General features: G+C 44.1%; 10 protein-coding genes. 2 read left to right on the forward strand and 8 right to left on the reverse strand.

The annotated features are described in order from the left end of the window. Nucleotides 1-411 precede the first annotated feature (411 nt). Both ACVBDU_RS14955 and ACVBDU_RS14960 read right to left on the reverse strand, forming a co-directional pair. Nucleotides 412-1386, reverse strand: a complete 975-nt coding sequence (locus tag ACVBDU_RS14955; protein ID WP_447180542.1) for a TIGR01777 family oxidoreductase — start codon at nt 1384-1386, stop codon at nt 412-414. 306 nt (nt 1387-1692) lie between these two features. Beyond that, a complete protein-coding gene (locus ACVBDU_RS14960) occupies nt 1693-2394 on the reverse strand; it encodes a Dph6-related ATP pyrophosphatase (RefSeq protein WP_447180543.1) in 702 nt (233 codons plus the stop codon). 76 nt (nt 2395-2470) lie between these two features. Between ACVBDU_RS14960 and lacZ the strand changes: the two genes are divergently transcribed. After that, nucleotides 2471-5557: a beta-galactosidase, LacZ type gene (lacZ, locus tag ACVBDU_RS14965; RefSeq protein WP_447180544.1), complete on the forward strand. Its 3087-nt coding sequence runs from the start codon at nt 2471-2473 to the stop codon at nt 5555-5557. A gap of 370 nt (nt 5558-5927) precedes the next feature. On the opposite strand, the gene aroQ is transcribed toward lacZ, so the two are convergent. The 5 genes from aroQ to ACVBDU_RS14990 all read right to left on the reverse strand — a co-directional run bounded on the left by aroQ (nt 5928) and on the right by ACVBDU_RS14990 (nt 10309). Further along, on the reverse strand, nt 5928-6344 hold the full coding sequence (aroQ, locus tag ACVBDU_RS14970; RefSeq protein WP_447180545.1) for a type II 3-dehydroquinate dehydratase: 417 nt from the start codon (nt 6342-6344) through the stop codon (nt 5928-5930). 117 nt (nt 6345-6461) lie between these two features. Further along, nucleotides 6462-7664: a glutamate-5-semialdehyde dehydrogenase gene (locus ACVBDU_RS14975; protein WP_447180546.1), complete on the reverse strand. Its 1203-nt coding sequence runs from the start codon at nt 7662-7664 to the stop codon at nt 6462-6464. A 103-nt stretch (nt 7665-7767) separates the two neighbouring features. Then, nucleotides 7768-8538, reverse strand: a complete 771-nt coding sequence (gene proB, locus ACVBDU_RS14980) for a glutamate 5-kinase (protein WP_447180547.1) — start codon at nt 8536-8538, stop codon at nt 7768-7770. Next, nucleotides 8531-9352 carry a pyrroline-5-carboxylate reductase gene (gene proC / locus ACVBDU_RS14985; protein WP_447180548.1) on the reverse strand — a complete coding sequence of 274 codons (822 nt, stop codon included), beginning with the start codon at nt 9350-9352 and terminating at the stop codon, nt 8531-8533. Before proC ends, proB begins: the two co-directional genes overlap by 8 nt. A gap of 393 nt (nt 9353-9745) precedes the next feature. Next, nucleotides 9746-10309, reverse strand: a complete 564-nt coding sequence (locus tag ACVBDU_RS14990) for a porin family protein (protein ID WP_447180549.1) — start codon at nt 10307-10309, stop codon at nt 9746-9748. A gap of 368 nt (nt 10310-10677) precedes the next feature. Here ACVBDU_RS14990 and ACVBDU_RS14995 point away from each other — a divergent pair, with 368 nt between their 5' ends. Next, nucleotides 10678-11604, forward strand: a complete 927-nt coding sequence (locus ACVBDU_RS14995; protein ID WP_447180550.1) for a M12 family metallopeptidase — start codon at nt 10678-10680, stop codon at nt 11602-11604. Nucleotides 11605-11737: 133 nt separating this feature from the next. Here ACVBDU_RS14995 and ACVBDU_RS15000 read toward each other — a convergent pair whose 3' ends face one another. Further along, a complete protein-coding gene (locus ACVBDU_RS15000; protein WP_447180551.1) occupies nt 11738-12250 on the reverse strand; it encodes a porin family protein in 513 nt (170 codons plus the stop codon). Between the last annotated feature and the right edge of the window lie 66 nt (nt 12251-12316).

A 12316-nucleotide genomic window follows, 5' to 3' on the forward strand; every position in this document is an offset into this window, starting at 1 on the left:
CGCTTTGCGGGACGGGGAGTTTTGACCAGCCCGAACCTTGGCGTATATACGCAGTGTTTACGGTCATACCAATGGTTAGGGATTTCAAACCCTCCCCCTTCGCTGCGCTCGGATACCTCCCTCCTCCTTCGGCGGACAAGATTCATCTGAAGGGAGGAGCCTTTTGGATTTTCCTAAACATACTTCTTTTTAAGCCCACTATAACACTAACTAAATGACATTGCTCTTTAGATCTGGGGTAACAAATCGAGAAATTATCGAAATTCGGTTTTTACCTTGTATCAAAATAAATATTACTTTCCTATACTTTCTTCCTTGGATTAATATTTCAATTTCCTCATAACTCCGGAACTCCCAAAAAAATGTATTCACAGGATTCATAATGACTCTTCCGGGAATATTTTCATGGCATTATTCCTGTCCGGATTCTCCTAACAAGTCTTCCAGTGCGGGCCTTATACTGGAATATGTAAACAAAAATCCCATATCTGTTATTTTCCGGGAACTTACCCGCTGGCTGCTAAAAAGCAGGTAAGACATTTCTCCGAGCAGGCAACGCATAATAAAGCGGGGGACGTTGGGCAAGAAAAGCGGTTTATGAAGTACATGTGCTATTTCTTTGGTCAGTTTTTCGTTAGTCACCGGGTTAGGCGCCACCCCGTTAAAAACACCCGAAACACCTTTTTCCGCCACAAACAGGAATATTTCTGCCAGGTCTTCGATATGTATCCACGACTGCCATTGCTGACCGTTGCCGAGAGCTGCGCCGACAAAATACTTTACCGGTCTGGCCATTTTTGGCAACGCCCCGCCTTTCGCGGAAAGAACCAGGCCTATACGTATTTTGGCCACCTTTATTCCTAAACGCTCCACAGAATCAGCAGCAGCTTCCCATTCCTGTATTACTTTTCCGGGAAAGGAATCATCCGCTTCCGGCTCATCTTCGTCATAATAATGAACTTCCGAATCCGGGTAATAACCGATAGCCGAAGCCGAAAGCAGCATTTTCACCTGATGCCCGTCCTCACACGCCAGTGTCCGGTGGAGTAATTGCAGGGATAATCTCCGGCTGTCCAGGATACGTTTTTTTCGCCCGGGGGTCCATCGTTGTGCTATGGTTGCGCCTGCCAGGTTAATTATAGTATCCACACCGTCCAGGCATTCCTTGTCTATCTCACCCTTATCCGGGTTCCAGTAGAATCCCTTACGCGTATCCGTCTGCTTTATCTTGGAACGGCTCGTGCTGAGATAGTGCACTTCAATCCCTCTCCGTTCACATAAACGAACTATCTCACTGCCTATCAAGCCTGTCGCCCCGGTAATTAAAACTCGCATTTTTTCTTTTCTTGATCTTCTTAAAGATACGGCATATTGCAGTAGCGACATAACTATTTAGAAAAGGTTTAACGTATGGTGATCTTTGATTTACGGGCAGGGTAAACGCATTAAAAAAACTATAATTGGAACGTTTAAAATTCCAGGTTGCAGGTTGCAGGTTACAAGTTTGGGCATGAATGAAACCTGCAACCTGCAACTTGTAACAAAAAAATCCCCCAACTCCAAACTGTAATACGGTTACCGCTTACGGATTACCAATTATCTCTCCTATATAATGCGTTCGTCCTGGATTTACGGGTTACGATTGTCGGTTTATCGGTTGCCATTTCTATGTTTCTCATAGGAGAACACGATCTATTCCGCTTGCAGGTCACAATACCAGAATGCATTGTCCCAGGCAGGTGTACTATCACTCTCCGCTCCGTATGTTCTCCGTACTTTTTCCCCGATCCGAAATTTTATGGGATACCGGAATATCGGGCCATCGTACACAAAAGTATGAAACTCCCCGTTCTCCCCGCAAACATCTACCCCGTCGGGTAAATCCCGGATAAAATCCCGATCGATCTCCCGCCCGCAGAAGTCTTCTCCCAACAGCCTGGCATTCACACATACCGTTATTGCTTTAAAACCCAGGTCAAGAAATTCTTCGAGAAGCGTATGCGTATCTTTTTTCCACAGGGGAAAAATTGCCTTTAGTCCGGTTTCCGCAAGCTTTGTCTCCCGGTATTGTTTCAGGTCTTCCAGGAAAATATCCCCGAAAGCGGCGTAGCGATATCCCTGTTTGCCGAACTTTCCGGTTTCTTCTTTCATTGTCCGGTTATAGGTTTCCATATCCACGGTTGCAGGAAAATAGATCTTGTGTAGCGGTATCCCTATACTGGCTGCCTGAAGGTCGAGTAACTCCTCCGGAAGCCCGTGCATGGACACCCTGCCGAAGTCCCTGTTCACCGTGGTCACCAGGCTTTGCACGTCGTATATCCCCTCTTCCCGTATCTTATACAGGGCCAATGCGGAATCTTTACCGCTACTCCAGTTAAAATATGTCTTTTTCACAGGATTTGTCATTAAAAAATACCATTACAATCCGGTCATTTCCATATATTTGTGCTCGAACACAACTCTAATCTCCATGAAGACACCTATTTTTACATTCATTCTCCTTCTAATTTCGGTCACGACCATAGCACAAACTTTAGATCCGGTATGGGAAAATCCCGATGTCACGGAAATAGATAAACTTCCTCCGCGGGCTTCCTTCTTTGCCTACGAAAATAGCACTCTTGCGGGACAAGGCAAAAAAGAAAATTCCAAAAGGTTCGTATCGCTGAACGGTACATGGAAATTCAACTGGGTGCGTGATGTTGCGGACCGTCCCGAAGATTTCTACCAGGAAGATTACGATATTTCGGGCTGGGATGACATCCGGGTGCCGGGTAACTGGGAATTACAAGGATATGGTGTCCCCATATATGTAAACCACCCTTATGAGTTTAAAGTAAAAAACCCCTCCCCTCCCGATATTCCGGACGGGTATAATCCGGTTGGTTCTTACAAACGGACATTTACACTTCCGGCGGACTGGAAGGATCAAAAAGTATATATTCACCTGGGCGCCGTGAAATCTGCCTTCTATATCTGGGTAAACGGGCAGAAGGCGGGTTACAGCCAGGGGTCCAAACTTCCTGCCGAATTTGATATCACCCCTTATATAAAACCGGGTGAAAACCAGGTGGCCCTCGAAGTATATCGCTGGAGTGACGGCAGCTACCTGGAATGCCAGGATTTCTGGAGAATTTCCGGTATTGAAAGAGACGTTTACCTTTACTCCACACCCAACACCCATATTAAAGATGTGGATATACTGGCCTCCCTAAACGAGAAATACACCGACGGTATTTTTAAACTGGATGTTGCACTGGCCAACCTGCCACGTAGAAAAAGTAGACATACCATATCCGTACGTCTCCTGGATGACAATAAAACGATATACGAAGATTCCCGGCAACTCACCGACAGTGTTATTTCCTTTTCGAAAACGATTCCCGGAGCAAAGCAGTGGTCTGCCGAATTCCCCAACCTGTACCGCCTGGAAATTGTCCTTTCCGAAAAAGGACAGGAACAGGAAGCCATATCGCAACGTGTAGGTTTCCGGACTACCGAAATTAAGGGAAACCAGTATTTCCTGAACGGGAAGCCTATCCTTATCAAAGGGGTCAACCGCCATGAGCATGACCCGGTTACCGGACATGTGATCTCCGGGGAAACCATGGAAAAGGATATCGAAATACTAAAACAGTACAATATCAATGCCGTGCGTATGGCGCACTATCCGAACGATCCGTATTTCTATGAACTATGTGATATATACGGTATTTACGTAGTGGACGAGGCCAATATAGAGTCGCACGGTATGTATTACAACCTGGAACACACCCTCGGCAACGATCCGAAGTGGCTCAAAGCCCATATGGAACGCATACAACGCATGGTGGAGCGGGATAAAAACCATCCCTGTATCATCACCTGGTCTTTAGGCAATGAAGCGGGTAACGGATGGAATTTTTACAATGCTTATAACTGGATCAAAGAACGGGACCCCTCCCGCCCGGTACAATACGAACGCGCCCAGAAAGAGTGGAATACAGACCTAATTGTACCACAATACCCTTCTCCGGTCTCTATGGCAGACTTTGCAGAAAAAGGATATAACCGTCCCATGATCATGAGTGAATACGCCCATGCTATGGGAAACAGCCTGGGGAATTTCAAAGAATACTGGGATGCCATTGAGAAATATGATATTTTACAAGGCGGATTTATCTGGGATTTTGTAGACCAGGGTATTTTAACCGAGAAAAACGGCAAAAAGATCTATGCTTACGGCGGCGATTTCGGACCCGAAGGCACTCCCAGTGACGGAAACTTTCTCATCAACGGACTGGTCATGCCCGACCGGACACCCAACCCACATATGTACGAAGTAAAAAGGGTACACCAAAATGTAAAATTCGCAGTTAAGGACACTTTAAAAAAGGCTTTTACGGTTAAAAACTGGTATTTCTTCCGGGATATTTCCAATTACCGCGTAGACTGGGAATTATTGGAAAACGGGCTTGTTGTAGAAAAGGGAAGCCTTGATAATTTTAATCTTCAACCACAGGAAGAAAAAGAAATTTCCGTTCCGGTTACGTACGATTTTACCGCCGGAAAAGAATACCTTTTGAATTTTTCGGTGAACCTGAAAGAGGAAGAACCTTTTGTACCTGCCGGGTTCGAAATTGCTTATGACCAGTTTATACTGCAACCGGGGAGCCTTACCGTAGAGAAAGCCTTCGAAGGAAACATTGTACCGGAAGATAGAAAAGGTGTGCTACGTTTAAAAGGAGATACCTTTTCCATAGATTTTAATACGACACGGGGAATTATCTCCGGGTACACCTACAACGGTGACATATTACTGGAAGAAGCCGGACAGGTAAACTTCTGGCGTGCCCCGGTAGACAACGATTACGGTGCGGGAACACAACGGAAATATGCGGAATGGAAAAAGGCCGGAAAATCGGGAGAAAAGGTCACTTATAAAACAGCCAGGTCAAAAAAGGAAAACGCCATTGAAATAATCTTTAGCAAATCGTTGCTGAACGGCGATGCGGAATTTATACAGACTTATACGGTATACGGAGACGGCAAGGTACACGTAAGCAATAGCTTTAAAGCCGAAAAAGGCGAGCATCCCCCGATGTTTAAATTCGGGAATACTATGATACTTCCGGAAGGTTTCGAGGAAGTAGCATGGTACGGGAGAGGGCCTTTCGAATCTTATGCCGACCGGAAAACGGCTGCGAGGATCGGGCTTTATGAAGGTACGGTTTCCGGGCAATACCACCCATACGTACGTCCGCAGGACAGCGGGAACAAAACGGATGTCCGTTATGCTACGCTGCGTAACGGCAAAGGTGTTTCTTTACGCATCGCGGGAGATGCCCCGGTGCATTTCTCCACTTTACACTACAGCACGGAAGACCTGGACGGTGGTATGGAGAAAGCGCAGATGCACTCCGGTGAACTCGTGCCGCAAAAAAGGACTTTCATCAATGTAGATGGTATGCAATCGGGTGTGGCCGGTATTGACAGCTGGTACAGCCTGCCGTTGGAAAAATATCGTTTGCCATATGCTTCTTATAACTATGGCTACTGGATAATACCTTCCGAATAGAAAAAAAGCAATCAAAAAGCACCCTTCTTCAGGTGAGGAAAGGCGCTTTTTATTTTAGAGTATGTTTAAAAAGGATTGATTGTAGCGAAAAACACCCTTGCGCCGGCTGGCTCGTTCGCTAAAATAACCCACAGGGTTATTTTTATACGCTCCGCCCTGTTCCATATGAAGGCTTTTTTGAGCTGTATAGCCGTAGCTATGGGGCGAGAAAAAGACAGGATCGAACGTTAAGAAAACAGCCAGTGGCTGTTTTTAGTGAAGGGGCCAGGTGGCGCGTTGGCAACAAAAAGGGCATTTTTTAGCCTCCCGATAAGTATCGGGATGAATTCTTTTTAAACATGCTCTTATATCATTCAAATCATCCCTTTCGTTACAGAACAAAACTACGAATAGCAAGAATATAACTCTCCAGTCCGAAACCGAGTATCACACCTTTCGCATGCGGGGAAATATAGGACTGATGCCGGAAGGATTCCCGCCCGAAAGTATTGGATATATGTACTTCCACGACAGGAGTGGATATTCCCTTTATCGCGTCTCCTATACCAATGGAAGTATGGGTATAAGCTCCTGCATTGAGAATAATGCCATCGTAGCTAAACCCGGTTTCATGGAGTTTATCTATAATCTCTCCTTCTATATTGGATTGATAATAACTGAGTTCAATATCAAGGAATTCACCACGAAGTTTTTCCAGAAAATCTTCAAAGGTTTCGGAACCGTATATTTCGGGCTCACGCTTTCCGAGGAGGTTCAGGTTAGGCCCGTTGATGATAATGAGTTTCATACTTTTTGTTTCTTTAGATCGGAACCCCGTAAAAGTATCTATTTTCGGGAGTATAAAAAAACAACCCCGGAAGATTTTGTAAAACTTCCGGGGCTATCACCAACTATAAAACATCACCTATATACGGATCTGGCCATCACCGTATACGTAATATTTATTTGTTACCAGTTGTTCCAGTCCCAATGGGCCCCTGTGATGTAATTTATCCGTACTTATAGCCAGCTCGGCTCCTACACCCATCTGCCCCCCGTCGGTAAAACGGGTGGAAGCATTCTGGTATACTGCCGCGCTGTCTACCTGTTCCATAAAGGCAAGGGCAACATCGTCATCTTCCGTAAGTACACAAGCGGAATGTCCGCCGGAGTACTTGTTAATCCGATCTATGGCTTCTTCTACATTATCTACGGCTCCGATTACTGCTTTCAGCGCGAGGAATTCTTCATACCAGACAGATTCTTCGCTTACCGGAGAAGCATCCGGAAGTATTTTCTTTATATCGGTATCCGCAAGAAGTTCCACGGAGTTTTCGTGTAATTCCTTTGCCAGTTCTTTTACCTTGTCCTCATACCCGGGAATATTTTTGTCCACCAGGATCTTATCCAATGCGTTACACGCGGATATTTTGTGGGTTTTGGCATTGACAATTACCTGAAGGGCCTTGTTCCAGTCCGCATCTTTATTAATATACAGGAAATTATTTCCCCGTCCGCTTATCAGTACGGCACATTGCGCGTGGTCTTTTACGAACTTAATGAGCCTTTCCCCTCCACGGGGTACGATAAGGTCCAGTTTTTCGGGCGGATTTTTCAGGAATTCCTGGGTTTCCTGGCGGTTCATGTTCAGCAACCGGATCCAGGCTTCGGGTTCCAGCCCGTTTTCTTTCAGCGCCTTGTGCCAGAACTCTTCCAGTTTTTTATTACTGTTCCAGGCTTCCTTACCTCCTTTGAGCAGTATTTTATTATTGGCTTTAAAGGCCAGAACGGCTGCTTCTATAGTCACATCAGGACGGGACTCGTAAATAATCATTATGGTACCGAATGGGGCTGTCTTGTTCAATATTTTCAACCCGTTATCCAGTTCCCGGGACGATTTCAGTTTTCCTACGGGATCGTCCTGTTCCCTGACTTCTTTTACCGCCTGGATCATACCGTCTACTTTAGCCTGGTTGACCACCAGCCTGTCGTACATGGCACGATCCGAACTGTCAAAGGAATCGAGGTCCTTTTTATTCGCCGCTATAATGGCTTCACGTTCTTCATCCAATATGCGTTCCATGGATTTCAGGACGTTGTTTTTTATATCTTTTGCTAATAGTTTCATTGTCTTTGTTTTTTGGGGTCCGAAGCTCGGAGTACGAAGTCAGAAGTGAAGTTAATTCATACACAATACTTCTGACTTCGGATTCCTGACTTCCGACTGTTCTTTATTCCACGATCCGGGTCCCCACGTCTTTTCCTTCTACTATATCGAGGATAATACGGTCTTTTTTACCGTTGGCAATATACGTAGGGATATTTTTGGCCGCGGTATCCTTGGCTATCTTCAGTTTGGATGCCATACCACCACGACCGGAGGTTTCCCCCTTATCCGTTTCCTCAATATACTGCTCTACTTTCTGATCTACTTTAACTTCGGAGATCAGTTCGGAATCATCATTATCAGGGTGACCGGTATAGAAACCGTCTATATCGGTAAGAATGATAAACATATCCGCATGGATAAGCTCGGCGATGAGGCTTGCGAGCTCATCGTTGTCAGAGAACATGGAATGTGTTACCGAAACGGCATCGTCCTCGTTAGCAATGGGTATTACTCCTTCGGACATCAGCCCTTCGTAACAGTTGATCATGTTCTTGCGGTGCTCTCCGGGATTAAAATCCCTTTTCGTGGCCAGCACCTGTGCACACCGCATCCCGTAATCGTGGAAAAGGCTATAGTAATAGCGCATCATCCTCGGTTGTCCTATAGCGGAATACACCTGTCTTCGAATAGATTTGTTCTTAATTTCACTATCTCCCAGTATCTCCCGTCCTGCGTTGGCCGAACCGGAACTGACCAGTACGGTCATAATATCCTGTTCGTACAGTTCGGCGATCTGGTCTACCAGTTTTTTTAAGATAGGCTGTACAATGCGATTGTCTTTATTGATCATTACATTAGTACCTACCTTAACTACTATTCTTTTTTTATACATATTCCTTATTGTTTTCTTTACCCAGCTGCACTGCTCTCTCGAAAGCAGCATGTGCCGCGTCCTTAATAAGCTCTTTTACATTGTTTTCTTCCATAGAATCCAAGGCTGCGCGGGTAGTTCCTCCCTTGGAAGCCACTCTATCCATCCATGCGGTGGGGTCGAGATCGGAGCTGTTGAACAGCTCCACTGCTCCCTGGAAGGTCTGGGCCACCATAAGGCGGGCATCTTTCTGGGAAAATCCCATTTTCACGGCAGCCTCCATCATGGACTGCATAAAATAGAATATGTAAGCGGGACCCGATCCGGAGATCCCGGTTGATTTGTCTACTTCCATTTCGGTAGCCAGGAGTATGGATCTTCCCGTAGTATCGATAAGGCTTTCTACGGTAAGCAATTCCAGCCTGGAAACCTGCTTGGATGCGGTAAAGGAGGTAAATCCGTGTCCTACTTTTGCCGCCAGGTTAGGCATGGCACGTACCACCTTTTTAATACCCATAGCTTCCTGCATGGTTTTGATGGTTACACCGGCCATAATAGAGATAAAGATCTGTCCCGGCTTTTTGTGTTCTTTAATGGCTTCAAAAAGCGCATCGCTGTTATATGGTTTTACCGCGATGAACACAATGTCCGCCTGGGGCAAACAATCCTCAATTTTTTCGTAAACGTCAAACTCGTCGTTTTTCCGCAGCTCATCGGTTTTCTCCCGTGCACTGTCTAAAATCAATAGGTCCTTTTTCTTTAATAAGTCTGATTGGGCCATTCCCTGGGCATAAGTTAGCCCCATGTTTCCGGCGCCAATTACTAGAACTTTCATTTGATAAAGTTTTATAGTTATTATTTATATTTGTTTTTATACCCGCAAGGAACGTGCTGAATTTTGTCCGAATCAACAAAAACACAGCAGAAACTGCAAAGTCAAAACACGTAATATACTAAAAAACAATAACTTATTTGTGTTTGAATATTTTTTTAACATTTTTACACAAATTTCTGTACACCAAAAATAAATAGGAAAAGACCGACATATCTGCATAAACCTGAAAAAAAGGCAGGTTTTATTTTTTAATCTAACACTTTGTTAATAAAATAAAGCAGTGTCAGGTTATGTCACTATGCCCTTTTAGCTGTCAATCACCGATATCCGGACATAAAAAAACGGGGACCCTTTCGGATCCCCGTTATTTCTCTTTCTAAAAAAGGTTGTTATCTAAAATCTGTAACCGAAACCTACCTGGAAATTTCTGGTTTTTATATCTACACCAGAGAAAATTAAATCTCCGATATATATATCGTCAATCTCTGTTATATCAGTTAACCCTAAACTGTACCTGGCGTCAAAAAAGAAACCTCCGGGCAGTTCATATCCAGCTCCAAAACTCAAACTGAAATTTGTTGTATTAAAACCTTCCGTTCCACCATCCGCATCTACTAATATTCCTAATTGTGGACCAGCCTGTATATTAAAGCCTTCCACCACATAGAATTTGGCCAGCACCGGAATGTTTATATAAGAAAGATCTCCGTCCTTAAACCCTTCATTGGAAAAAAGGGCTTCGGGCTGAATATGAAATTTTTCGGAAATTCCGAAATCCACAAGTCCACCGATATAAAACCCGGTTTTACCATCCGGTGAGCTGCTTCCCCAATTATCAATATTTGTTTTAATATTCGAAAAGTTCAAACCCGCCTTTACTCCGAAGGTAACATCCTGTGCAGCAGCACTAAATACAAAACCAAGGGCCATTACGGCAATAAGTAATAATTTTTTCATATTGATGAATTTTAAAATTAACGGGGCTAATATAAAGTATATTTTTATTTAAGATTGTAAAAAAATGTTTTCCTGAACAAACCCGGACTCCATCAGAGTACGGATATGCCGTGAGTGCACCTGAAACACTCTGGAAATTATCTGTCCTGTACCCCGGGGTAACGCTTATACATCACCTTTATATCGTCCTTCCGTAAACCTTTCGCTCAAGCTTAGAATAAATTATGGCCTACATTTCACATCTATTAATGACATTGCCTTACCACAACATAAAGATGAATATTCTTATTAAAATACAAATTATTACGCAATAATATCCTATTTTTATTGTCACATAAATTCTTTCTTAACTCAAATCATTACATAACATGAAAAGACCTTTGCTATCTTTCCCAAAAAAGACGGGTGTATTTCCCGCATTGTTTTTAACTTCTGTCCTGTTCCTGTCGGGTTGTACAAAAGAAGACGAAATGTCTCTGGCTCCCGGTAAAGAAAACATGCACAACGCTGCTAAGCCCGAAGAGGCATATCCCGGCTACGAAGGCGAAATAGTGACCATCAACTACCTTCACCAGGAACTTACGGTAGTAAAGCACGGAAACGAGTTTATTTTAGACGGGGATATTATCATTGACCAGAAGACTTTGGACGATTATAACAAAGCTTTCGATAAATTAAAGGTACAAAACGCAAACCGTAATACACCGGAGGACATACAAGCCGTTGCCCTGGAAGCAGCGCAAAGCAAGCGATGGAATAATGCCAGGATACCGTATACCATTAACCCAAACTTACCGCGTAAAAACAGGGTAACAGATGCCATTGCACATTGGGAAGCCCGTACAAAACTGAGATTTACACAGCGGACAAACCAGACCGACTATATAGAATTCACGGATAACGGGGGATGTTCTTCTTACATAGGAAAAAGAGGTGGAAGACAGACCATAAGTGTCGGGTCCGGATGTTCTACGGGTAATACCATCCATGAAATCGGGCATGCCATAGGCTTTTTTCACGAACAGACCAGGAAAGACAGGGACAATCATGTTATCATTCACGAGAATAACATAGAAAGCGGTAAGGCCCATAATTTCTACAAATACACCACCCGCACCTCTACCGGGGCGGACGTGGGAAGCTTTGATTTCGGGTCCATTATGATGTACGGGCCGTATTTCTTCTCCCGAAACGGGCAACCTACCATTACCAGACGGAATGGCTCTACGTACAGCTACCAGCGCAACGGCTTGTCCTCGGGCGATATAGCGGGTGCCAATTATCTTTATCCCTGATGCTTTATAGCCAAACCAAATCCATACTACATTCCAAAAACCTGTTTTCCCATAGGGCAAGCAGAAGGTATAAAAAAAGCGAAAGTTGAACAACTTTCGCTTTTTCAGATTTTATTTTTATCTCGTTTCTTACTTAAAAGAAAAGATACCCCACAGACAATTGGAATACGGAGTTTTTAGCGGATACATTATCTGCTATATCGCTGAATCCGAAGTTATATCTCGCCTGTGCAAAAAGGCTGCCAAATTTGTATCCTACACCAACTGCGCCTCCCATATCCAGGGTTTTAATATCCCCGAAACTATCCGGGAAGTCATCATCTTTAACATTAAATCCGAATTGCGGGCCGGCTTCAATGCTCAGATTGGGTATAACGTAATACTTGGCCAGTATCGGGATATTCAGGTAGTCCAATTCCAGATCATCTACTCCTTGTGCGGAATAAATAACCTCGGGTTGTATAGCAAATTGGCTAAAGCCTATCTCTGCCAGTAAACCTATGTGGTATCCTGTTCTACCGCTTCCGCTGACATCGCTCAGATCTGCAAAGTTAACCCCTCCTTTTGCTCCGAAATGAAGGGACTGGGCATTACCGTAAAACGACATACCTGCAACGGCCATAATCACTAAAACAATCTTTTTCATCACTAATGGTTTTTTGTGTTTTATAAAGTAAAGATAGCCATATTTTGTCCAAATCCACAAAAAGTG

The sequence above is a fragment of the Sinomicrobium endophyticum genome, assembly GCF_052983315.1.